Annotated in this window: 20 protein-coding genes; 9 read left to right on the top strand and 11 right to left on the bottom strand. The window is 49.3% G+C overall.

Annotated elements, in window-relative coordinates:
• Window position 1: 1 nt before the first annotated feature.
• Window positions 2-1,621 (bottom strand): xylulokinase, encoded by a 1,620-nt coding sequence (locus tag CBE73_RS14835; RefSeq protein ID WP_094094863.1) that lies wholly within the window; start codon window positions 1,619-1,621, stop codon window positions 2-4.
• 366 nt (window positions 1,622-1,987) lie between these two features.
• Here CBE73_RS14835 and CBE73_RS14830 point away from each other — a divergent pair, with 366 nt between their 5' ends.
• Window positions 1,988-3,070, top strand: coding sequence for a GntR family transcriptional regulator (locus CBE73_RS14830; protein WP_094094862.1), 1,083 nt, complete (start codon window positions 1,988-1,990; stop codon window positions 3,068-3,070).
• Between the two features lie 119 nt (window positions 3,071-3,189).
• Here CBE73_RS14830 and CBE73_RS14825 read toward each other — a convergent pair whose 3' ends face one another.
• Complete coding sequence (locus tag CBE73_RS14825) at window positions 3,190-3,504, bottom strand: hypothetical protein (RefSeq protein WP_174704739.1); 315 nt, start codon at window positions 3,502-3,504, stop codon at window positions 3,190-3,192.
• Between the two features lie 206 nt (window positions 3,505-3,710).
• Here CBE73_RS14825 and CBE73_RS14820 point away from each other — a divergent pair, with 206 nt between their 5' ends.
• A complete protein-coding gene (locus CBE73_RS14820) occupies window positions 3,711-4,034 on the top strand; it encodes a Rossmann-fold NAD(P)-binding domain-containing protein (RefSeq protein WP_094094860.1) in 324 nt (107 codons plus the stop codon).
• A gap of 91 nt (window positions 4,035-4,125) precedes the next feature.
• Here CBE73_RS14820 and CBE73_RS14815 read toward each other — a convergent pair whose 3' ends face one another.
• The 3 genes from CBE73_RS14815 to CBE73_RS14805 form a co-directional block, all read right to left on the bottom strand.
• Window positions 4,126-5,814, bottom strand: a complete 1,689-nt coding sequence (locus CBE73_RS14815) for a histidine kinase N-terminal 7TM domain-containing diguanylate cyclase (protein WP_094094859.1) — start codon at window positions 5,812-5,814, stop codon at window positions 4,126-4,128.
• Between the two features lie 193 nt (window positions 5,815-6,007).
• Window positions 6,008-7,366 carry a polysaccharide deacetylase family protein gene (locus CBE73_RS14810; RefSeq protein ID WP_094094858.1) on the bottom strand — a complete coding sequence of 453 codons (1,359 nt, stop codon included), beginning with the start codon at window positions 7,364-7,366 and terminating at the stop codon, window positions 6,008-6,010.
• A gap of 37 nt (window positions 7,367-7,403) precedes the next feature.
• Window positions 7,404-7,958: a hypothetical protein gene (locus CBE73_RS14805; RefSeq protein WP_244905494.1), complete on the bottom strand. Its 555-nt coding sequence runs from the start codon at window positions 7,956-7,958 to the stop codon at window positions 7,404-7,406.
• A 774-nt stretch (window positions 7,959-8,732) separates the two neighbouring features.
• On the opposite strand from CBE73_RS14805, the gene CBE73_RS14800 reads away from it, so the two are divergent.
• From CBE73_RS14800 to CBE73_RS22450, 5 genes are all read left to right on the top strand, one after another.
• Complete coding sequence (locus tag CBE73_RS14800; protein WP_094094856.1) at window positions 8,733-9,095, top strand: MerR family transcriptional regulator; 363 nt, start codon at window positions 8,733-8,735, stop codon at window positions 9,093-9,095.
• Between the two features lie 16 nt (window positions 9,096-9,111).
• The gene (locus CBE73_RS14795; RefSeq protein ID WP_094094855.1) at window positions 9,112-9,873 is read left to right on the top strand and encodes an SDR family oxidoreductase; all 762 of its coding nucleotides are present in this window, start codon (window positions 9,112-9,114) and stop codon (window positions 9,871-9,873) included.
• Window positions 9,874-9,943: 70 nt separating this feature from the next.
• Window positions 9,944-11,146: a macrolide family glycosyltransferase gene (locus CBE73_RS14790; protein WP_094094854.1), complete on the top strand. Its 1,203-nt coding sequence runs from the start codon at window positions 9,944-9,946 to the stop codon at window positions 11,144-11,146.
• Window positions 11,147-11,606: 460 nt separating this feature from the next.
• Entirely contained in the window at window positions 11,607-12,890 is a 1,284-nt protein-coding gene (locus CBE73_RS14785) for an MFS transporter (protein ID WP_094094853.1), read from the top strand.
• A 293-nt stretch (window positions 12,891-13,183) separates the two neighbouring features.
• Window positions 13,184-14,143 (top strand): transglycosylase SLT domain-containing protein, encoded by a 960-nt coding sequence (locus CBE73_RS22450; RefSeq protein ID WP_229752608.1) that lies wholly within the window; start codon window positions 13,184-13,186, stop codon window positions 14,141-14,143.
• Window positions 14,144-14,368: 225 nt separating this feature from the next.
• Here the strand turns inward: CBE73_RS22450 and CBE73_RS14775 are convergent, their stop codons facing one another.
• From CBE73_RS14775 to CBE73_RS14765, 3 genes are all read right to left on the bottom strand, one after another.
• Window positions 14,369-16,414 (bottom strand): amidase family protein, encoded by a 2,046-nt coding sequence (locus CBE73_RS14775; protein WP_094094852.1) that lies wholly within the window; start codon window positions 16,412-16,414, stop codon window positions 14,369-14,371.
• Between the two features lie 316 nt (window positions 16,415-16,730).
• Window positions 16,731-18,050 carry a sensor histidine kinase gene (locus CBE73_RS14770; RefSeq protein WP_094094851.1) on the bottom strand — a complete coding sequence of 440 codons (1,320 nt, stop codon included), beginning with the start codon at window positions 18,048-18,050 and terminating at the stop codon, window positions 16,731-16,733.
• Between the two features lie 13 nt (window positions 18,051-18,063).
• The gene (locus CBE73_RS14765; protein WP_094094850.1) at window positions 18,064-18,693 is read right to left on the bottom strand and encodes a response regulator transcription factor; all 630 of its coding nucleotides are present in this window, start codon (window positions 18,691-18,693) and stop codon (window positions 18,064-18,066) included.
• Between the two features lie 194 nt (window positions 18,694-18,887).
• On the opposite strand from CBE73_RS14765, the gene CBE73_RS14760 reads away from it, so the two are divergent.
• Window positions 18,888-19,601, top strand: a complete 714-nt coding sequence (locus CBE73_RS14760) for a DUF421 domain-containing protein (RefSeq protein WP_094096332.1) — start codon at window positions 18,888-18,890, stop codon at window positions 19,599-19,601.
• An 88-nt stretch (window positions 19,602-19,689) separates the two neighbouring features.
• On the opposite strand, the gene helD is transcribed toward CBE73_RS14760, so the two are convergent.
• From helD to CBE73_RS14745, 3 genes are all read right to left on the bottom strand, one after another.
• The gene (helD, locus tag CBE73_RS14755; RefSeq protein ID WP_094094849.1) at window positions 19,690-22,116 is read right to left on the bottom strand and encodes an RNA polymerase recycling motor HelD; all 2,427 of its coding nucleotides are present in this window, start codon (window positions 22,114-22,116) and stop codon (window positions 19,690-19,692) included.
• A 232-nt stretch (window positions 22,117-22,348) separates the two neighbouring features.
• Entirely contained in the window at window positions 22,349-22,813 is a 465-nt protein-coding gene (locus CBE73_RS14750) for a phage tail protein (protein ID WP_094096331.1), read from the bottom strand.
• 23 nt (window positions 22,814-22,836) lie between these two features.
• Window positions 22,837-23,328, bottom strand: coding sequence for a GyrI-like domain-containing protein (locus CBE73_RS14745; RefSeq protein ID WP_094094848.1), 492 nt, complete (start codon window positions 23,326-23,328; stop codon window positions 22,837-22,839).
• Window positions 23,329-23,445: 117 nt separating this feature from the next.
• Here CBE73_RS14745 and CBE73_RS14740 point away from each other — a divergent pair, with 117 nt between their 5' ends.
• Window positions 23,446-24,411: a helix-turn-helix transcriptional regulator gene (locus CBE73_RS14740; RefSeq protein ID WP_094094847.1), complete on the top strand. Its 966-nt coding sequence runs from the start codon at window positions 23,446-23,448 to the stop codon at window positions 24,409-24,411.
• Window positions 24,412-24,549: the final 138 nt, after the last annotated feature.

Below are 24,549 nucleotides of genomic sequence, written 5' to 3'. Positions count from 1 at the left end.
GTCAATCCCTCCCGTTCTCTATTAAATGATCAACCGCGGCCTGCTCGATCGCGAGGCCCTTTTTATATCGCTTAATAAACGTTTCAAAGCCTTTCACGTCAACTCCGTCCGGGTACATTTCCGTGGCTTGAACGTCCTTAAAGACCTTATGGTCGAGGAAGTCTTCCAAGCTTTCCTGCGGCTCCTTGTTCTGCATGTAGGAAGCGAGAATCGCCATGCCCCAGGCCCCGCCTTCGCCGGCGGTTGCCATCACCGAAACGGGGGTATTCATAGCGGCCGCAACGATTTTTTGTCCGACCACCGGGGTTTTGAATAAGCCGCCATGAGCCAAAATACCGTCGATGGATACGTTCTCCTGCTCGGTCAAAATATCCATGCCGATCTTCAAAGCGCCAAACGCCGTGAACAGATGAGTCCGCATGAAATTAGCTAAATTAAACTGGCTTTCCGGCGAACGGACGAACAGCGGCCGGCCCTGCTCAAGACCAGTAATATTCTCGCCGGAGCAATAGCCGTAGCTTAGCAAACCGCCCCCATCCGGATCGGCTTCCAAAGCCTTGTTCAGCATCACGCCGAATAATTTCTCCGAATCCACCTTGTGCCCCATAGCCTCGGAGAATTCGCGGAACAACCCCAGCCAGGCGTTGATATCGCTTGAGCAGTTGTTGGCATGAACCATGCCCACCAGGCTGCCGTTTGGTGTCGTGACCAGATCAATTTCCGGATAGACCCTGGAAAGTTGTTTCTCCAATACAATCATGGCAAATACGGAAGTGCCGACAGAGACGTTGCCGGTCCGCTTCCTTACGCTGTTGGTCGCTACCATGCCGGTTCCCGCATCGCCCTCAGGAGGGCAAAGGGGAATGCCCGGCTGCAGGTCCAGCAGCGGGTCCAGCATTCGGGCTCCCGTTTCGCTCAACACGCCCGCGCGCTCACCAGATATATATACTTGAGGCAGAATGTCTTTCAGCCTCCATGGATAACCCTTTGACGCAACAAGCTGGTCAAATTGCTTGAGCATCGCTTCATTGTAGTTCCGGCCGTACTCGTCGATCGGGAACATGCCGGAAGCATCTCCGATGCCAATGGCTTTGTCACCGGTCAGCAGCCAGTGAATGAATCCGGCTAAAGTCGTTATATAATCAATCTTCGGGACATGCCTCTCTTTGTTTAAGATCGCTTGATAAAGATGGGCGATGCTCCACCGCTGCGGGATGTTGAATTGAAATAAATCCGTAAGCTCCTTGGCCGCAACGCCCGTCGTTGTATTACGCCAGGTACGGAACGGAACGAGCAGCTCCCCTGTACGGTCAAAAGCCATATATCCGTGCATCATCCCGGAGAATCCAATCGACCCAATGGTTCGGATCGTAACTCCATACTTGCGTTCCACTTCCTGCTTCATTTCGCTGTAAGCCTCTTGCAGACCGGCGATAATATCCCCCAAGCTGTACGTCCAGAAACCATCCTGCAGGCAGTTCTCCCATTCATAGCTTCCTGACGCGATCGTTTCACAATGGCGATCGATCAGCACGGCTTTGATCCTTGTGGAGCCGAGTTCAATTCCGAGGGAGGTTTCTCCCTTAGTAATCGCTTGTTTAACGTTTTCCTCATTCGCCATTCCGTTGCTCCCCTCTCTGGTAACGCTTTAAAAAGTCTTGAATCGAAAGAAGGCGCTTTCGTTTGTGGCCTTAGTATACTTTTATGTACGTACATATGTCAATAAATATTACTATTTATACTTACAAAATAAAAAACAGTTACATTCCAGCTTACATCCCCCATTTCTCATTCATATTTATATAAGGGAGCCGCTTTCGTTATGAAAGATGGATTAAAATTAAAGTCTTTTTTGTTTTTTTCGTGCTTTATACTCCAGACAGCATCTTGTCTTTCCATGCATACAAAAGGATGTTAAAATACGACCATACAAATTTTCCGTTAAAGCGGATTTGAATACGAACAAATTTGAAAGAAGAGGATGCCGTTGAAGCCCAAATATCAGGTCATTATCGAGGATATAAAGAGTCAAATTCTTTCGGGAGGGTACAACCCGGGGGAACAAATTCCGACTGAGGCCGCCTTGCAGGAGATGTACAAGGTAAGCCGGCAGACGGTTCGGAAGGCGATTTTGGAGCTGTCGAATGAGGGATTCCTAAGAAGTGAGAAAGGGTCGGGAACCTACGTCAGCAATCAATACCGCTCCAAGTCAGGCGGCAATGCCAACAACAAGACGATCGGCGTCATTACGACTTATATTTCCGATTACATCTTCCCCTCCATTATCCGCGGCATTGAAGGACGTTTAAACGAAGAGAATTATTCCCTGCTGCTGGCCAGTACCAATAATGATGTCGCCCAGGAGAAGAAAGCTTTGGAAATGATGCTCTCCTTTGGCGTAGACGGTCTCATTATCGAACCTACCAAAAGTAATCTGTACAACCCGAACATTGCTTATTACCTGACGTTCAAGGAACAGGATGTCCCTTTCATTATGATCAATGCTTATTATGAAGAGCTGGATGTGCCCTTCTTCTGCCTGGATGATGTGCAGTCCAGCTACCTCGCCACTCAGGAGCTGATTGCCAAAGGGCATACCGAGATCGGGCTTATTGCTAAAATGGACGACCTGCAGGGGAAATACCGTATGAAGGGGTATATTAAAGCGCTTGGGGAAGCCAAGCTGCGGTTCCGCCCGGAACACGTGCTTTCTTTTGACACGGAGACCAAACAGAACCTGAGCGCCAACTTGCGCAAGTTCCTGAACGACAACAGGGAAGAATTAACCGCCTTGGTGTGCTACAACGACGAGGTAGGACTTGAAGTCGTAAATGTAGGCAGACAACTGGACCTATCCATTCCGGACAAATTGTCAATTATTGGGCAAGACAACTCCTATATCGCCAAAAATGCCAACATCAAGCTGACCACCTTAACTCATCCGCAGGAGCAGATGGGGCGTGACGCAGCCGATTGGATTATTAAGAAGCTGCAGGGGAAAAAAGACTTGCCGAACGCCACCTATTACCAGCCCGTGCTAATTGAAGGTGAAACGGTGAAAGAGAGGTAACGGTAAGTTGTACGGTCAGCTTCTAGGGTTGAAAAAAGACAAAAAAAGCCATGGGCTTGTCCCATGGCTTTTATTTCGAATCCGGCTTGGCCGGCCAGCCGAATTCCTTTTAGCTGCCTTTAGCTGCGGCCTTCCCTAACGGCTGCATCCTGCCATCTCTGATAGGCATAGAAGATCAGCGTGATCAGAACCTCGGCGATAAATACATGCCATCCCTTATTAAAGTTCACGATGCCAAGCTTGGAGAACCAGCGCAGAATGACAAAGGCGAAGATCAGATTGGCGACCACTTCAATCCCAAAGAACAGCCAAAACCGCTTATATGTGAAGTACAGGATCCACATGGGCACAACCGGAAATAACCCATAGACGTACGTTGAGAAATATCCTAACGGGTAAGTGGTTTCCCGAAAGGTCCACCAACCACTTCCCACCCCAATTTCACAAACAAGAATGCTTAGGAATGCGGATAACAAACCCGCCGGCAAATATCTTCTGATGCTGTCTTTTTTCATAAAAATTAAACTGCCCCATGGAATCACAAAGGTAGCCCATAGTATAAATTGGTTGCTCACGGTCATACGTCCCTTCTTATATCCTTGCACTGGCCTATTTTGCGCGATTGGCCGATTCCTTATGCATGTCACCACGGAATGAGCTGAGACTGATTGAGCAGGGCGGCTCTTCAGGGAATAATTTCAAGGAAAGTATTACATGGAACAAAGACGAGAAGATTAGAGACTACGATGAGATGATGGAGAAGCTGCAGCAAATGATGAATGCCTCTTATGAACAGGGTGTTCTGGATGATCCCCAAATGATCGTGGACGCGATCGGCGATCAGGCAACCGGGAAGTCCAAGAAATTCCGCACCGTTGTCGGGGAAGCCGGCAACAGCCTGATGGCTCTTAGAAGCTCTATGCCGATTGAAGAGTACCTGGAGACGATGGCCAAAAATTTTTAATGGTTATACAAATGACAAAAAGGAGAGACTCCCTTGAGCCTCCCCTTTCTTGATCACAATCAAACCTAAGACACTCAATAGCCATAAAACCCTAATACGCCTGCTGAAAGTCCGCAAACTCGATCCGGTTGCGCCCCTTCTCCTTCGCCTGATAAAGCGCCTTATCCACCTGGGCAAGCAGCCCCATTAAATAGTCTTCCAAATCGTCTGCGGCCGATTCAGCCCGGAACTCATCAATCGATAGAATACCCATACTTATCGTAATGGCTACTGGTTCATTTTCCTGTCCCACTCTAATATGATTGGACTCCACCATTAATCTTACTTCCTCCGCTAATTCCTCGGCCAGCCGGCGGTCGGTATCCGGGAGATAAAGCATAAACTCCTCCCCGCCATACCGCGCCAGAATATCTGAATTCCGAATCGACTGCTTGACGGCTTGGGCCGTGCGATAAAGAACTTCATCCCCGATCACGTGACCGTAACGGTCATTAATCGTTTTGAAGAAATCAATATCGAAGAGAATCAGGGAGAAAGGGGTTCCCGTCCGCATGTTGGCTGTAACCTCATGAGTCAGATGCTCGGTTAAATAATGACGGTTATAACAGTCTGTGAGGCTGTCCTTCAGCGCCATTTCCTTTAACTTCTGATTGGCTACATATAGTTCATTACGAATGCTGTCCAGGGAACGATTGCGCTTCTGAAGGATTACATTCTGTCTATTCATCTCCTGAACCAGATAACGCTCTTGGGACACATCCTGGAACGTTAGGATACGGCCAATCTGCGAACGGTTAGCATCCACAATCGGAGAAGCCTGCAGAATAAAATGGCGTAACTCATCACGCTCGATGATGATTTCCAGTTCGGAAAACGTACTTCTTCTATGTCTGTAATGATCTAAAAACTCACTTGTGCTGCCGTCTACCCGTACTGATCGAAGGAATTTCTCCATATCAAAATAGTCGCCCAGACTCAAATCCATAAACCATCGCAAAGCTTTATTGACCTCGATAATGGACCCATTCTCATCTAAAACAAGGATGCCGTACGGAATCGTATTAATCACATCCTCATGGGCAATGGAGACCAGATCAAACATATTGTATTTCTTAATGACATAAGCGAAAAATAAAGCGGAAATAAATATGCCCACCGATGTCAAACCAGGTATGATAGGCAGCCATTTCCTCAAGACCACATTCAGAACCAGGTCGCTGCAGGCAAAAGTGGCCAGCACAAATATGCCCCACAGGGTAATCTTGACCTGCTTCTTGATCGTCAATAAAGTCTTGGGATTCTTGACGGCCCAAAACAGGAAGGTAAGCGAAGCAAAGAAATAGCCTAACAAAATGACGATCATGACCCAGAACCAGGGTCCGTATGCCCTATGTATGTAACCTCCTTCCAGAGGCCGAACAAAAAGCTGAAACGGGTTGATAATTACTCCTACAGCTGCAATGACAGCCGGCATAACCAAGAGAATCCAGGTTCTCTTCGCTAATCCGCCGGAATAGCCGGTCAGGAAGATGGTAAGCATGAGCCAGCCGCTCCCGAGCATTGAGAGGGACACAAAAGACAGCGTCACATTAAGCTTCTGAAGCTGAGGATCTTTAGTCATATCCGTAATAAATTGGCAGAGCGGCCAAAGCATCATAAAGAAGTGGAACAAGAAGTACGCCTTACGTAAGTTGGTGATCCTGACAGTAGCAAACATATAAGCAAATAAAGCAAACAATAGGAGGAACAAAAAAAGATCATACCATACGAATAGGCTCACATCTCTTCTCCTTTTTTATCCGGCAGCTATAATTCCTTCGAAATGCTTTTTGTCATCCATATTTTCTCAATTGACCGATTCTTGTCTATAGTATATTCCTTAATATTCAATAGTTAAATATAAATTTAAAGCTTCCGCATGCCGAGAGAAAGACAAAAAAAGAGACCATCGATTGATGGTCCTAAACATCCCTTTATTTGAAGATGGCGAACGTTAAACTTTTGCCTTTTAAATATTTCAAAATATCCGGAAGCGCCTCAACCGTATTCTTGTCTTCATGAAGCACATAGATGCCTCCAGAAGCTTCTATCCCGTGAAAATATCGCAGGATGTCCTCCGGTTTCTTATGATTCCAGTCCTCGGGATCGCGGTTCCACATCAGGGTCTTCATATGCTGCTTCCCGGCGACCTCAAACAGCTTATCGTCAACCGCGCCATACGGCGGGCGAAATAAGGTAACAGCCGTATGCGTTAAAGATTCCAACAGGCTGACCGTCTTGGACAGATTCTGAACCTGTTCCGCAGGGGCCACTTTCGTCATCTCCTGGTGATCCCAGGAATGATTGCCGATCGACATGCCCTGCTTGCTCGCATACCTTACGGCATCCGGGTTGCGTTTGGCATTTTCACCAATAAACAGGAATGTGGCCGCCACCTTGCTGCTCGTCAAGATGTCCACGATCTTCTCCGTGTAACGTGAAGGACCGTCGTCGAAGGTCAAAGCCACATACCCCTTCGGTAGTCCGAACAGCTTCTTCTCTGGATCAACGTCAATAACCTCATAGTTCTTCTGCGGCTGGTCAGGCTGGTCCTTGTCATCGGTCCGGTTCCCAGCTTCTGCTTCCTTCACCGCAGCCGGGAGCGCGGCCTCATGTTGATCCAGCTCCTTCACCGACGCAAACGCGGGAAGGACCGCTGTGTTCGAACCCTCCATTACTGCTGTCCCATTAGCTTCGTTGGTATTCCCGGTATTGGCTGCATTCGTGCGGCCGCCAAGATCCATAAGACCGGCCTTACTGTGGTAAGGGATAGATAGAATGACCAGGAAGATAAATCCGATTAAGACCAGGTTCACCATTCTCGGTACTCGTATGTATATGCGTTTTAAGAAATTAGCCCGGCTCAGCGTTGATACCTCTAATTGAGCCTCTGACTCTGCCCCTGCTGCTGTTATTTCCCGCCGTTCCTGCTCCTGCTGTCCGCCGTTCCCGGCAGCTGATGGCAGCTGGCCTTGTCTCATTTGCTTGATCTGATTCAGGTATTCTTCGCTGCATACAAAATACAAGGTTTCCCGGGAAAAGTCTGTAGTTCTGATGATACTGCTATAGTATGTATTTCGGTAAGGATCCCATTTGGGGTAAAGAGAAATTCGAGCTCTGGCTCCATTCAATGGCCGGCAGGCTTCAATCTCCAGAAACGTAAACTCATCAATTGCTATTACATAGGTACCCTGCTTGTGCTCATGGGTAACAACGACCTTCATTTGATGGATACCCTCAGAGGTCTTCCCAAGCGACAGCAGTTCCACTACCTGCGTGCTGTATGCCTCCATATGATCTTCATCCTTCTCTGTCCGACCCTAGATGAACTTATTCGGCCCGGTCTCCATGGAACGTTTCCCCGTTTGATGCAAATGGAGAAGTCATCCGGTTGGTAAAATCATTTACAAGATTCAGGAGATGCGTCTTCTCCTGACGAAGGGCGTCAAATTTCTGCTTCATTTGGGAGAGTTCCACTTCAAGCCTCGAATTCTTCTCTTCCAGCTCGTTGATTCTCTTGTTCTTATCCGCCGCCACTTCGTTATACTTCTGCAGCAGACCTTTATAGTTCTCGCGTTCAAACTCAATGATCGTCTTGAGCTCATCAATTTCTCCGGACAACGTGGACTGAAGTTCTCTGAAGTCCTCCATCATCTGATCGACCTTCAGATTCTTATCGCTCAGCCGCTGCTCCAGCTCAAGAATACTTTTCTCGCGCTCCTCAATGACCTTGCCCAAATTCTTAAGATCCCTGTTCAGCCTGTCATTTTGTCCGTTCGAATGGCTCAGCCGGTCCTGCAGATCATTGAAGCTGACTTCGAGATGCTGTTTGGCCTTAATCATCTGCTCAACAGCAAAGACAAGATCCAGTGATCGTTTGTCCATTTGGCTTTTATTATTTACGAAAATAGATCCTGATCCTGAAGACTCCTCGTTTGCTTCGAACCCGGCCGGGGTCCCTGTTTCTTCTTCTGAAATATCCAAGTCCCTCCTCGTGCCTAAATCCTCTTGCGATTGCTGCTCAAAACTGTTCTTCTTCTTTTGGAAAGGAGAAAACATAGACGAACTCACCTTTTCTAGGAAAATGTTGACAAATGTCGAAAATTATACTTTATATTATAGTGGAAATCACCTGTTTTTAATTGGTTCAAAAGTACCTATTTGTGTCTATTTTATAGACTGAAAGAATCTAGCTAGCCTCTATTTAGGGCTGTAGGCTGTCCCTATGAATGTACGTCGGATAGACTTTGTTGCCTTTCTTCGGATAGGCCGTGTACAAGTATCCCCTTGGGTTCAAAAGGTGTCCGTCGATCACTTTGCGGACCAGCTCCTTCAGGGAATCCATATCAAGAACATACGCAAAAATCAGGTCATAGGACCGTCCGTTTATTCCGTATCATACCCTTCCAGCTCCGATAAGCTGTTGTCATCCTTCGGCTGGTTCAGGACAACCTTCCGCTTGAACTTGCTCAGATTTAATTTCTCCACAATAGACTTTGCCATAGAGGAATCCCCCTTTCAGGTTTCTTATTTCTTATTATCGGCGATACTCTTTGAATAAAATAGCTGAACAACTTGGATTGCGGGCTTGACTTAAACCACAGTTTAAGTCGTATCCTATTCCTGTCGACAAGAAAGGATAATATGGAGGTCTCCAAAATGAAGTATTATTCGATTAGCGAGGTTTCAGCTAAATTTAATATTCCGGAATCCACGATACGCTATTATGAGAAGAAAGGGCTGCTGCCCTTCATTGAACGTGATGGAGCGGGCAGACGGTTATTTTCAGAAGATCAAACAGCTCTGCTTGGAACCATAATTTGCCTAAAAAATACCCACATGCCCATAAGCGGTATTAAGCAGTACATGGATTGGGTAGTAGAAGGAGACAGCACGGTGGAACACCGGCTTGAGATGATGAAAGCGCACAAGCAGACGGTGCTGAATGAAATTTCATCCATGACAGAATTACTCAAAGGCATTGATTTGAAGATCGATCGTTATACAAACCAAAAACCATAAGAAAAGAGGAACCGATATGAAACTTTCAGGAAATACGATCCTTATTACCGGCGGAGGCTCTGGCATCGGCTTGGCTTTTGCAGAACGTTTCATCAAAGCAGGCAACCAGGTGATTGTAACTGGACGGCGTGAGCAAGTGCTTGAGGAGGCGAAACAGAAGCTCCCCGGTCTTATTACGCGTGTAAGTGATTTAAGTGTGGAAGTCGATCGGACAGCCTTGTTTGATTGGGTAACCGCCAATTACCCGGAGGTCAATGTGCTCGTGAACAATGCAGGCATCCAGCAGCGGTTTAATGTCCTGAAGGCAGACGCGAAGAAGGACTGGAGTTATTTCAATCAAGAGCTCACCACAAACATTGAGGCGCCTTTCCATCTTGCGATGCTGTTTGCTCCTTATTTTGCGGAAAAAGAAGCAGCAGCCATCCTTAACGTGACCTCCGGTCTGGCCTTTACCCCATTCGTCATCGCTCCGATTTATTCAGCGACGAAAGCGGCGCTTCACTCCTTCACCATGAGTCTAAGACACCAATTGTCCGAGACTTCCGTGGAAGTCATTGAAGTAGCTCCTCCTGCAGTGAACACGGATCTGGGCGGAGCGGGGCTTCATACAAGCGGGGAACCGCTGGACGCCTTCGCCGATGGCATTTTTAAAGGATTGGAAGAAGGCCTGGAGGAAATCGGATACGGAACGTCCGCAGCCCGCCTGCGCATGTCGCGCGATGAAATCGACGAATACACCGCCAAGCTGTACAGCGCAACGAAGAACATGATTGAATGACAGGTAAGAAAAGGATTCAAAACAAGAATCTCTCGTTTTGCTGTGTATTTCGCAATGAAGGGTGATAACTATGGCACGCGTCTTATGGATTAATGGAGGTTCTGAAGGCCATATCCAGCCGACCCTTGGCGTCGTCCGGGAGTTGATCGGCCGCGGTGAAGAAGTCGTTTATTTCGTATCTGACTCATTCCGGGGACTCGTCGAATCTACCGGTGCCAAGGTGATCACGTTTGGCGGGCAGGCCTTTGTAGAAGCTTTCCTTGCCGGAGGGAGAAGTCCCTGGGGACGAGTAAGCGGCTTGCTGCGTACGGCCGACATTGTGATTCCAGGCGTTCTGGAGCAAATTCAAGGGGAACGGTTCGATTACATGATCCATGACTCGATGTTCGGCTGCGGGCGCCTGCTGGCACAAATCCTGAAGCTTCCGGCCATCAGCTCGTGTACGAGCTTCGCACTCGGGCCGGAAGAATTTGAACAGATGCAGGATCAGCTTTCCAGCCGTTTCCCAGCCGAAGTGAATGAACAAGCCTGGCAGGAGCTGCTGCGGCTGGTTAACGACTTAGAAGCGAAATACGAGGTAAAGGCGGGCTCTGCCTATGATATTTTCTGCAACCCCGCGCCCCTGACACTCGTCTACACATCAAGGTCCCTACAGCCGGGTGGAGAACTCTTTGACGATACGTATAAATTTGTGGGGCCGTCTATCACGCCGCGTCCGCATGAGCCATTCGAGCTCTCTTCCATAGACACGGATCATCTGATTTATATATCGCTTGGCACTGTTTTTAATCAAGCTCTGGACTTTTACAAGCTTTGTTTGTCAGCATTCGCCGGGACGAATCATACCGTAATCCTATCTGTCGGCAGACAGACTCAGGTGGCGGAATTGGGAGACCTCCCGGCGAACTTTATCGTACGCCCTTACGTACCGCAGCTTGAGGTTCTGCAGCACGCCAAGCTGTTCATCACGCACGGGGGCATGAATAGCACGCATGAAGGCTTATATTATGCCGTGCCGATGATTGTTCTGCCTCAAAGCGCCGACCAGCCCGCTATCGCCCGGCGTGTGGCAGAACTAGGGGCTGGCATTCACCTGAACCAAGATCACTTAACGGCTGAAGCTCTTAGAGACGCCGCAGAGCATGTGTTAGGGGATGCTGCCATTCGCAGGAACTCGGCTAAGCTTGGCGATTCGCTCCGGGCTGCGGGCGGAGTTGAACGAGCTGCAGATGAGATTTTTACGTATAAACGCAGTCTGAGGCTGAATAATTAAAATAAGAGGTTCAGGAGAAATCGATTTAATAACCATTTGATATGGCGCGCATAGTTGCTGATCCCCTCCCCAGCCTCGAACGAAGGATATTCAGGGCTATCTTGTTCAATGTACAGAGTTGACCTTATAGCAATGAACCTGACGGTGACGTTCGGCTCCTCGTTGGTATTGACTTTAACAGCATTTCAATAAGCTGTGCGGATGATGGTCCGTACGGCTTATTTGGACTTATCTGCTATTTCCGGACTATCAGACAAGCTAACTACTCAAGATTACATCAAATATCCTGCCTGGTAACCGCCAATCGACCGCCTTGTACTCCGGCTAGGACGTTTGAAGCTCTTACGTTTGAAGCTCGTACTTTGAATACTGGGCAATTGTAAAAACCTTCAAATTCCCGTATCCTTGTTTCTATTGTGAACTTCTTACGTAAGCCTCAAGAAACGGAGACTGCCTGTCTATGAAACCCCAAATCTTAAGCCGTCCTTTCTATTACCTGTGGACCACTCAAACTGCGGCAAACGCTGCAGATGTGCTTTACATAATGGCACTTACAGTACTGGTGCTGAACCGGACCGAATCTCTGGTATCGGCAGCGTTTATGCCGTTAATGCGCAGCGGCGCCCAAATGCTCAGCGGGCTAATCGCGCCGCTGCTCATCCACCGTTTCAAGCTGCCTGCCCTGCTGCTCCTGTCGCAGTCGAGCCAGTTCCTGCTGTTCTTATGTCTCGCCGTATATCTGCAGCTTCAAGGGACCGGCTCTTCGCTTTTTCTTGTCTTTGCACTCGTGTTTGTTATGTCCTTCCTCGACGGATGGACGGTTCCCGCCCGCAATGCCCTTGTTCCACGGCTCGTTGTTCATGAGCAGGGGCTTCTGAAGGCCAACGGTCTGATCAGCGTAAGCGACCAAGTCGTTCAGTTTGCCGGCTGGGGACTAAGCGGCGTTATCGTCGCTTTGCTAGGCCCCAGTCATACACTGCTGTTAACCGGCGTTATCTACGGATTGGCAGCAGCTTTAACGTTTGGCGTCAAGGAGCCGGGAGAGATCAGACCTTCCGCGGACCAGACCGGCGTTTGGCCTGACCCGGATGCAAACGTTCCATCATCCAAATGGCATACCTTGACCGAAGGCTGGAAACTAATTTGGCAGATGCCGAGCCTGCGGCTGCTTACCTTTATGGATATCATCGACATGCTGGGCGGTTCGGTATGGGTCGGCGCTTTTACGCTCGCCTTCGTTCAAACAGCGCTTGGGCAAGGCGAAGAGTGGTGGGGATTTATTAACGCAGCCTACTTTGCAGGGACGGTCAGCGGCGGCTTACTCGTGCTGGCATTGGCCCGGGCTATCGGCAGCCGCTATTTGACTACCATGCTGATCGGGATGGCAGGGTACGGCATCCTGACCATCCTCTATGCGATTAGTACCCGGCCTTTCGCCGCGCTCATTCTCGTGCTGCTGATGGGACCGTTCGCCGAACTGTCGATCGTAAACCGGCGTACGTTGATTCAGCAAAGCGTAGATAAAGGAAAGCTGCCTAAAGTGCTGTCCGCCCAGGCTACCCTGTTGAATCTGGTATTCTGCATCTCGCTGCTTGGCATGGCCGGCCTTGCCGAATGGATCGGCATCGTTAACCTGTATCTGCTCGCAGCGGGTCTTACCCTGCTGGCGCTCGGGGTTGGCCTGCTCGGCCGCCGGGCCTTCGGTAAGGCAGCCGAATCCCGGCCCCGTGCTACAACCCGCTAACCCGCTGCTAAACTTGTCGCTGACAACACAAGGGGATGCCCCGGTTCTTTAAACCTGAACCGGGGTTTTATTTTTCTATGAAGCGGGTTTGTGCTAGAAAAAAAAGGTTTACAAATATTGTATTTTTATAGATAATCAAACTGATGCAGGGCTATGGCTTGCTGGGAAAGCTATTCCACCTGCTTTAATACGTCTCGCGAAGGGGGTGCACCTACTCACTTAAGGTTGTCTCATCTCTTTTGACCCGCAAGAATGTAATCGTTTTCATATTTTGAGAGAAGGATGTGTTAAATATGAGGATTCATTCTTATTTGAAACGATCGGCCGCTTGTTCGTTAGCGATTTTGTTAGGCGTTATGCTTCTCGCATTCCAACCGGCAAAGGTATCCGCAGCGTCCTTATATAGCCTCCAGTCAAGAGCCAACAGCAACTATGTTAGCGCCGATAATTACGGCAACGATCCGCTCGTAGCCAATCGGACCTCGGCCAGCTCCTGGGAGCAGTTTCAGATCATCAACAACTCGGACGGTACCATCTCGCTGTTGTCCATGGCCAACAATAAATACGTAGCCGCCGACCTCAATCAGGGAGCCAAGCTGATCGCCAGAAGCACCAGTGTTCAGCAGTGGGAGAAATTCAGAAGAGTGAACCTGGACGATGGCAGCATTGCGCTCCAAGCGATGGCCAACAATCAATATGTATCTACCGATCTCAATAACGGCGCCGTTCTGGTCGCGAACCGTGCAGCTGTAGGCGGTGCATGGGAAGCGTTCAGCCTGGTAACCAGCGGCTCTTCAAATGTATCCAAGCCGGGAGAAGCGCCGAGCTATATCTGGAATTACGCAGTCAACGCAGATAATCATTTTGGCAAAAACGGTGACTTCGCTCTGCTGATCTGTGCCGTTATCAAACAGGAAACAAGCTATGGCGCTAATTTAGGCGGCGTATCCGGCGGCGACGGGTTAATGCAGGTGGAGCCGAATACAAGGAACGCTTATTCGGGCGAATTCAGCTCGACATTTGGACACGCCTACAACCACAATGATCAGCAGGACCAGGTCTATATGGGCGCTATGATCCTTAATGACATGATTAATCTGGCAAACGGCGATGTATGGAGAGGCCTGGTCAATTACAACGGAGGACCAGGCTGGTATCCAGGTGCTACGGATTCTTACGGCCGGCCTATTTTGGCGGATCAATATGCCAATACGGTATACGGAACCTACAAGAGCTACGGCGGATTGTATTAATTACACCCCTTGCTGAAGCATAGGGCGGCAGACACTTAGAGCAGGCATAAGACATATAAGGAAACAAACAAGGCGACCTCCAGCAGCACTATTAGCTGCGAGGGTCGCCCTTCTGCTTGTAAGGGGTTTATGAATGGGTTCTTTGATGGATTTAGCGATGGATTTAGCGATCGGTTTAGTAATGGTTTTAAGGTTGCGTTTAAGCTAATGCAAATGGATTATGGCTTAAAACTCATTTTTAACGTCCGGCCACCACGAATGGTAGAGCTCCACATACAGGCGATTCGCCGCATCGTTCACCTCTCGTGCTGTAGCAAAGTTGCTCTTATACACGGCAAGCGCATTGTCGTACACTTCCCCGCTCAGCTTCTGAGCCTCCGCATCATCGAGCAGTGCCTTCAGACGGTCTTTGACGGCCATCCCTGGAGCCACACGCGCTTGAGTCGCCTGTTCATAGGCATATCCCATCTCGATCAGCTTATCTTCGGTGAACGAGTCACCCGTAATCTGCAGGTTGATCGGCTCTCCGTTCCCGCCTTCTGCCGTCCGGTAGCCCGTCGGGACCGTAATGCTCGGATAGCCGGCTTTAGCCGCAATTCCGGTTGTTGCGCCGTTCAGGCCAATCAATCCATCAAGCTTGTATTTATCCAGTAAATAGTTGATGCCGTTCTTCCGGGAATATTCAACATCGGCGGCCCGCTGCTTGTCGCGGGTTTGGTAATCCGCAGATCCCGGTGTCATATCATAAGTCTCGGCTTCCTCCAGGATCGTCTGGCCGTATTTCAGTACATCGAGGTGTTTTTTATTATAGTCGATAATGTCCTGCAGACTCTTAATGACCGTCTTATTATCGCTCGCGAGTACCGGATTCTTCTGGGCTTTCAAATAATTCTCGATATCTTCTTTGAAATCGTAATACAGCACCTTGGATGCAGGAGCGTTGGGTAGTTCATTCGCCATGTCTCCGCCATCTGCGGCGTAAATAATCGTCGCGCCTTGATCCTTCAGCACTTGGACAGCCTTCTGGAAGGCTTCATAAACGTCCGGCTGCGTCTCTTGATTAGGAGTCCGGTATACGCCAAGGACCTTGCCCTTCAAGCCGTCTTCCTTCAAGTAGGCGGTATAGTCTGTTTCGGTATGCTCATTGAAATAGGCCTCATCGACCTCAATTTCGTTATCGACCCCCATGTTCATATGGATGTCGTCAGCGTCATACCCCTGCATGGCGGACAGCAGCGTTGCGACATCTGCTACATCCCGCCCCATCGGTCCGGCCGTATCCTGGCTATGCGACAAAGGAATAATGCCGCTGCGGCTGACCAGCCCGACCGTCGGCTTCAAGCCGACAAGCGAGTTTTTTTGCGATGGGGACAAAATCGAACCGGAGGTTTCCGTACCAATGGTGATAGCGGCGAGAGCCGCCGCTCCTCCCGCGCCCGAACCGGAAGAGGATCCAGAGACGTCCAGCACATTAGGAAGATACGGGTTCAGGACCTGACCCTGGAGGGTGGAATAGCCGTTCCGCATTCCGTTTGTAATGAAGTTTGCGAATTCGGACAGGTTTGTTTTTCCCAAAATGATAGCCCCTGATTTCTTGAGCTGGCTTGCCAGGAAGGAGTCCTCTTCGGGGTAACTGTTGGCCAAGGCGATCGATCCCGCTGTGGTCGGCATCCCATCGGCTTTCGCCGTTCCAATGTTGTCCTTGATCAGAATCGGAATGCCGAACATGCCCGCCGCTTTGGAAGGGTCCGCCTTAACGGCAGCATCAGAGGCTTTTGCAAGCTCGATGGCTTTAGGGTTAAGGCTCGCGACCGCATCCAGTCGAACGGTGTAATTGTTGTAGAGATCGATTCGGGTCAAATACATGTTGACCAACTGCACATACGTCAGCTTTCCTGCCTTAACCGCAGCCTGCATATCCGCAATGGCAGCCTTCTCCAGATCAATCGTGAGCGAATCCAAAGCAACTTGAAGCATAAGCCTTGCTTCATTAATCTTGTACACGGTGCTATTCGGTGTAAGGTTGCTCACCATACTGAGCGCATACTTCACCTCATCCGCATACGAAGCAGGATAATCCCCCAGATCGATGCTCTTCGCTTGCCGGACAACCATCTGCAGATCCTGAAAGGCCTTGGTTGTGGTCGTGGCGTCGGCAATTAAACTAGTAGTGTTCATTGCATTCACCGGAATAACACCTCCCAATAACGCCAAACTCAAGATCGGTACCGTCATCATTTTAACAGCCTTTCGCTTCTTCGCATGATTCATCCTGCAGCACCCTCCCAATATGTAAGTATATATAACATATTTGGAGCATATCACATTATAATAGACTGCTCAACGAATATTATGTTATATAATATGACATATAACGAGCTTTTTGTAGGATGTAGTGAACCAAATTATTAGACATGTCACATTTTATACCTCAACCCAAACCTCAAGTGCCCAGCAGCCCCTATTCCTATTAACAAATGGCCCTCTTTGCCGCATACACATCACGTCCAGCTATCCGCGTATCCGCGGATTTCCGATCTCCGCTCTATCAAGCTAAATATCCTGGGGCTCTGCCATCGCATAGGCGTTAGGGTAATACCAACGTAACGGTTGTTCCTTTTCCCGATTGACTCGTCACCTTCACTTTGCCCCGATGCGCATTCATTATTTTCTTGACGTGAAACATGCCCAGACCAAAGTTATGCCCCAGCTTCTGCTTCGTGGAGTAGAAGGGCTCGAACATATTGTTCAATTGCTCCTTGTTCATCCCTCTGCCGGTATCCGTAAAATAAATGTTCACATGGCGCCTCGCCCGTTCCACCGTTACGGCAACCTGCCCCCGCCCGGACATGGCTTCCACCGCATTGCTGATAATGTTGGAGAAGCATTCGGCCATCAGCGTACGGTCGACGTGCAGCGTCGTGGCGGCATATCGTTTCTCGAACGAAACGGATGTATCTTGAAACTGATCGATCACTTCATCCAGCAGAATAGAAACGTCGGTCAACTCCGGCTCTGCAGATATCCGGCTCCGGGTCAGATAGGATAATTTCGACACCATGTTCATGAGATGCTCATTGGACCGCAGCAGGCTTTCCAGTTGCTCGCCTACAACCTCATATTGCCCGGAATCCAGGCTGCGCTGCATATTCAGCGCGTGGAGTTTATTTTTTGAGATCGCGTTCTTGAAGGCATGCTGCATCAGGCTCGTACCCAGCTGCATCTTCGTCAGCACGACAGCGGACTGGAATTGAGCGAAGACGTTATAGACGTAGAAGAGCAACCCTAACAGCAGACTGACCAGGCAAATAATCGGAATAAACATCAGGATCTCTATCGGAGATTGAAAATAAATGCCTTCTAACTGCAGAAGCAGCAGAAAGACTTCAGGAATCAGAATCATCATGCCAATCCCGAAATACTGGAGCCTCTTGGTTCCCCGCTCCGCCTTCAACACGCACTTTGCAAACAGGATCACCGAAGCCAGCATATACGGAAGACCCCAGCTCAAAATATAGGAATAATTAATCCTCGAAACCGGGTACATATCGCTAAAAATAAAGGACAGCAGCGCCGGAACGAGCAATAAACCCGTCAGGATTGCCTTCGAATATCCCGCAAAATTGATAAAAAAGATAAGAATCAGATAATACGGAAAGGTATGGATCACGATATTCAGAAAAGACGTCATCACCTGCAGCGCCGCCGTCCAGGCCCCGTCTGCTTCCACGGTCTTCTCGTAAGGCAGCACAAGCTTCTCCAAGCCAACCTGCAGCCCGCTTAAACCCACAGTAAAAAGAATCAGGGCTCCCCATACAAGCAAGCGGTTCTCCTTCTGCTTAACAAGCAGATAGATACTAATCGGCGTCGTGATCATAAACAAAAACAAGAAAAATGCGATAATCATTGGTCCGGTCCCCTTACTCCAAAATCCCCCATTTCATGCACTTGTCCGCCAGCTCCCTTGTGGAACGGTCCCATTGAAACTTCTCCAGGACTCTGCCTACGTGTTTCTTTACCGCTGACAAGCTTACACTATTCATATCGGCAATTTCCTGTTGTGTTTTTCCTTCCGCGATCAGTTTGAGCAGGACGACATCGTAAGGCGTTAGCAGCTTTTTCTTCTTATCATAAATAAGCTTCTTTAATCTCGGACCGTATTTGGTCTGCTGATCTTTCATTGCACCGGCAATGACTTCAGGAATTTGTTCAAATTCATTCTTATATACGAAATCGTAGGCTCCGTTCAAGAAAGCCTCGTTAAACACCTCGTCATCATCGTCGAGCGAACTCAACATAATCACTTTGACGGAGGGATGCTTATGCGTAATATCCAATGCGGCATCCAGGCCTGATGAATCGGCATCGCCTAACATAATATCCATAAGGACTACATCCACCGGAGTTTCGTCGAGGGCTGACATGCAGGCTGCCTTGCTGCTCACACAAGTAACGATCTCAAATCCGGCTTCTTTGGAGAAATACATTTGCAAACCGTTACTCCAATCCAGATCATCCTCGACAAGCATCACTTTCGCACGCTGCTTCACGCCACACACTCCTCTCTTCTACATGGAAATTATCTTATATTCTTATAGGAAAAAGAAGTAGACAATTTCATGTACACCTGTCCTGCCGCTGGGAATATCGGGATTTGCCGGGTATGTTAAAGGAACAATTGGGTAAGATACCCATTAAAACACCCGACAAATTATTGATAAAGGCAGGGTACGTCTGAATGTGGATGGATACCGTTAAAGATTCGCTTCTCGTAGCCGGGAGGATCATCACGATCTTCCCCCTCATGCTGATCGCAGGTTTGTTTATGGGCAAAAGATCCATCGGCGAGCTTCCGGTGTTCGACTTTCTCGTCATCCTCGCTTTGGGAGCAGTCGTTGGGGCCGATATTGCTGATCCCAACATTGATCATATCCATACGGCTGTTGCGATTGTGCTGATTGCCCTCCTGCAGCGGGGCGTTTCATTCCTGGTGATTAAATCCAGGAAATTCGGTAAGCTGATCACCTTCGAACCGACTATTGTCATCAATCAGGGCAAATTTGTAGTTAATAACCTGAAGAAAGTAAGGTACTCCATAGATAACATTCTGCAAATGCTGCGTGAGAAAGATGTCTTCCATATCGCTGACGTCGAATTTGCGATTCTCGAGGCTAACGGCAAGTTAACCGTGTATAAAAAGGAGTCCCCTTCCGCTCCGCTCCCGAATCATACGAGACTTCCTAAACCCAATAAGGATGTATCTTATCCCCTGATTGTGGAAGGCGTCGTCTATGAAGAATCGTTAAGCTACATTCACAAAGAGCGATCCTGGCTGGATGCCCAACTGCGAGCTAAAGGCCTGCGCCAGGAGGATATTTTCTTTGCCTCCATCGATCAGGAGGGCCAGATTTATATCTCCGACCCCACTTCAGCGGACCTACCGCCAATTCAGCATTAGGGGCCGGGCGCCCCTGTACCTGTGCTTTTTAAAACAAAGGGCACTCCAATTGGAGTGCCTCCTAGTACCGCTTCTGCTGTTCGCGCTTTTAATCTCTCAGCTCTTTCACTTCATACAAAGAAGCATCCACAGCCTTGATGAACGGCGTCCATGCCCCCGCGGCGTACAGCTGAAGCCGGTGCATGGCGCGAGTACAAGCCGTATAAAAAAGCTTGCGTTCGCTTTCCCGGTGATAAACGTCCGCTGATGAGTCGTAAATCAGAACGGCATCGAATTCCACACCCTTTGCCAGATAGGCGGGAATGACCACGGCTCCGTTCTCAAAGGTTGGCGTCTCTTTGGTAATGAGCCGCAGCTGCGCACCTCCATGAGCGGTCAGCAGGTCATGGGCCTCGATGCTTTCAGCGGCGGTTTTGGTGATAACCGCGATAGAGGCGAAACCTTCCGCTTGGAGCACCGCCACATCTTCCGCTATTTGCGCCGCCAATTGACCTTTACTTGCCGCCTGCGTGAGGAGCGGTTTCCCTCCGCTTCTGTCAAAGGGCACGATCTCCTGGCCGCCAGGCAGCATCGATCTCGTGAACTCCACGATCTCGCGGGTGGACCGGTAGCTGCGGACAAGCCGAATCAAACGGGTATCCGGCTCTCCATAGAGCCCGATTAGCGGCGAATCCGCCCCATACAGCTCTGTGGCCTGGGTGAAGATGGCCTGGCCGAAATCGCCGAGCACCGTCATGCGGGCGCGGGGGAACAGCTTTTTCAGAAACTCATATTGAAACATCGAGTAATCCTGGCCTTCATCGACAAAGACATGTTTGACCTGCGTATTGATCCGCACGCCCTCGACCAACTCTTTCAGATACAGAAACGGAGTCGCATCCTCGTAGAACAACTCGAGCCGGCTAAGCTTCTCCCGGGTTTGTTCGCAAACCTCCGCCCAATGCTTCGGAATGTGCTTCTCCTTCGTCATCGCCGCATAAACGTCCGGGCTGCCGAACAACTGGGCATACAGTCCAGCCATGTCGATGATTCGCATCTTTTTCACGCTTCTTCTGAGCGGTTTAAACTGCTCTTTAACGATCTGCCGGCTCAGCAGCTCTTCCTCCCGCTCTGCATAATCGAAGTCGCCCTCATCCCGCCGCGGTTTGTTCTGCAGGAATTCCTGAATCTCTTCATATTTCTCGGCAAAGTCAAAAACGCCTCTCTCCTTGTGCAGTTCCTTATGCACGGCAGCATACTGCTCATTGTCGAGGTAATTCAGCTCCTCCTGCACCCAAAGCTCCGTTCGCTCCTTGCGCTCCAGCAAGGTCAGCTCCTTCAGCAGCCACTCCTGCAGCATGCCTACACGAACCGCGAGCCGGATGGAAGGATCATAGCTGTAAAACTGCGCTTCCATTTGCTCAGCCGTGATCAGATCGCGGTCCCGGAACCGGATGCCGTTAAACCGCATGCCTTCCTGTCCCAGCCACCCGGCATAATTTTGTAGGGCTTGAAGGAAGGACGCCGACGCCTTATATTCAATTCCCTTGAGCCGGGCTTCATACTCCCGCGTGGATTGTTCGGTCAGCACGTATTCGATCTGGTCAAACGGATCCTCTAAACGCAGCGCGGCGCCAAGCCCGTACTCCAGGTATTCCTGGAAGGTCGCCTGCTGCATGTTCTCTTCGCCGAGCTCGGGGAGCACGGTCGAGACATAGCTGTTAAACATCGGATTCGGTGAAAAAAGAACGACCTGATCGGCCTTTAACCGCTCCCGGTCTTTATAAAGCAAATAAGCCACGCGCTGCAAAGCTGCGGAGGTTTTCCCGCTGCCCGCCGCCCCTTGAACAATGAGCATCCGGCTTTGGTCATCGCGGATAATCGCATTTTGTTCCTTCTGGATGGTCGCCACGATGCTCCTCATCTGCGAATCCGCACCTTTGCCGAGCACCTGCTGCAGCAGCTCGTCGCCGATCGTTAAGCTCGTATCGAATACGTTCTGCAGCCGGCCATTCCGGATTTGATACTGCCGTTTCAGCTCCATAACGCCTTCGACGCGTCCGCCCGGCGTGTCATATGCGGCCGGCCCGGGGGAATAGTCATAATACATGCTCGCAATAGGCGTCCGCCAGTCGTAAATCAGAAAATTCAAGCCTTCCGAATCAACGAAAGACGATACCCCGATATAAACCTGCTCTTTGATGCCAAGCCCATTCTCCGTAAAATCAATACGCCCGAAGTAAGGAGACGGCAGCAGCCGCTGCAGGTTTTTCCATTGCTGCAGCTTCAGCCGGTAACTCCGCTCCCGTTCGGACAACAACGCTTCCTGCTGTTTGATGCTGTGGAACGTTTCCTCAAAATCCTCATCGGAAGCCGTGTTGACGGTTACTTCTTCCCAGAATCTTTTGCGGATTTCCCCCGCCTGATTCTGCAGTCCGTCCACCTCCGGCTCCAGCTCGGCGATTCGCTCCTGCAGCTGTCCCTTCACCTTGCTCAGCCGTTCCTGCTCCTGGTTCCAATCCTGCTCGTTGACCATTCCGAACACCCCTTCCGATATTTCCGAAAAAGCACATTTGACAACCGCTGTGTCCCATGGTAAGATTAAAGTGTAGATAAGATAGGTGGACTATGGTTTTTTCATAAAAAAGACACCAGTGGTTTTTTCATGATACCATAGCAGCTCTTTATGCGCAATTTCCTTATTCGTACATAATTTAATCCTACATAGAAAAACCCGGCAGGTTTGCCGGGTTTTTATTTATTTTCAATTAATATTCGCCTTTAATGACGAAAAACGAACCGCGAATCGTTCCAGCCAATTTAGACTTCTGCCGGGCAAACTTGAACTTCCCCTCCAGTTCGGCCGGCACTTCCATTCCTTCGGAAAGCTTGAAGCCGACGGCCCGTTTCTTAGGGTCATCCACCGTATACAAGACGTTGACTTCGAGACCACTCTCATAAAAAACGAAAGCCCAGTCGATATTCTCCACCTGAAAACGCGACGTTTCCAACGGTTTGGCCGCAAACTCAATTCCCCGTTCCTCTTTCAAAACCCGGTTTACATAATCCAGGGTCTCCTGGCTTTCTTTAGCCGGCACTACCGTAAACTCATGTTTGTATTTGTTCATGAAATAACGGGCTTCATTGGCGCGAAGACCGGCCAGCGTTTCTGCAACGGGTGAGGATTCTAAACCCACTGTGGAGACATTTTTAAAATCAACGGTATAAGACACTTCCGAAAGCACCCTCTCTCTCCTTATTTCCTTACAACCGGAATCCACATCTCGCCAACAAGCAGGCCGTCCCGCTCTCCCATCAACACCGCTGTATTCGGCCCGCCTACATAAGCATGATTTTGAGCTTCCGAAAGGGCTTGACCAAAGGCAAGGCCGGTCAGCTTGGTATTCAATTCATCGACCGTCTTCCCTTCCCCTCTAACCACCAGGTATTCTCCTTTAGGGAACTGAATTACCCTGGACCCTTCCGCTGCAGGCGCCGCTTGCGCTTCCTCTGTCAGGACACCGGCATAAAACATCATCTTGTTGTTCACCGCTTCATTTACTACAAAAAGGTAGTCGTTGGCAGCCAGCTCTTTTAACGCATCAAGCCTGCCATCCTCGCTGACCGCCTGCCAGAAGTCGGATTTCTCCTTGTTCAGGCCGGCAAAGTCCGTGTAATGGCTCTTAAGCTCGGTTCCCAGTCCATACACGATAAAGCTGTCCTTCTCTTCCAACGTATAATGTGCCATTTGTTATAACCTTCCTTCTCTCAAGTTTAGTGAGCGGCTGTCGAATTGTTTGCTGTTCTTGATGAGTTTATGATAGCCTTAAATGGTGTCAAAAAATGAACCTGTTTAGGAGTCTCCATGAAAAAAGTTGAACGGATCAACACCCTCATGCGGTATATCAACAACCGCTCCCGCTTTACCATTGCTGAAATCATGCAGGAATTCGGCGTCTCCCGTTCGACGGCGATCCGGGACATCCGGGAAATCGAAGCCTTGGGGATGCCGCTTGTCGCGGAAGTCGGCAGAGATGGCGGTTATTTTGTGATGCATAATGCTCTACTGCCGGGGGTTCGTTTTACGGATAATGAGGTTAAAGCTCTGTTTATTGCCTTTATGGCCACAAGAAATGCGCAGCTTCCGTATCTGAAGAGCCGGCAGTCTTTAGCCGAGAAATTACTGGGCCTCATCTCAGCCACCCAGCAGGACGACCTTGTATTATTGAATCAGATTTTGCTATTTGAAGGGACCAACCCTCATAATCCCGATTTGCTTGAGCTTTCGGACCTTCCCCACCCCATGCTGGAAAAGCTTATCCAAAACCTGCTTATGGACAGCTATTTAACGATCAGCGTTGAAGAAGAGAGGGGCATCCGCGCTTATCCCGTTTACCTTCTGCACCTTTATCATGACAGAGGCCTTTGGAGGATCGAAGGCTTTGACTTAAAGGACGAAAAGAAGAGGATTGTTCCCGTGGACCAACTGACCGATGTCAAACCCTACCCGGAGAAAAAGAGATTAAGTCCGAAAAAGATCTTAGAAAAACTCGGCAGCCAGGAAGAAGAAATCAACCTCATCCTTGAGCTGGGTCCCCAAGCCATTGCCCAGTACAAGAAATACCATCCCTTAAAAGCATTTATTGCCTATACAGATCCTTATCAAACCACGGCGATTGTAAGTACTTTTGTGCAGGTGGATAAACCTAGAGAATTGGCGGAAATGATAAACTGGATGCTATTTCTGGGGGAGGATGCAAGGATTAGAGAAGCTCCGGAGGAGATTCTGGAGGGGCTGCGGGGGAGGCTGGATCACTTCAGGAGGCTTTGAATACCTACTTAAAAAAAAGTAGACCGTCCCTCACCAAGGATAGCGGTCTACCTTTTCTGATCGTCACCTTTGCTGAAGCCAACCGTCTTTAAAACGGAAGGTCATCCAATCGAGCGTAGATGGTTGCACAACTGCGCT

Origin of the sequence: Paenibacillus physcomitrellae (genome assembly GCF_002240225.1) — a bacterium.
In the GTDB taxonomy this organism is placed as follows: domain Bacteria; phylum Bacillota; class Bacilli; order Paenibacillales; family Paenibacillaceae; genus Fontibacillus; species Fontibacillus physcomitrellae.
Note: the sequence above shows the minus strand (reverse complement) of the source record. Positions and strands in the feature narration are given on the sequence as shown.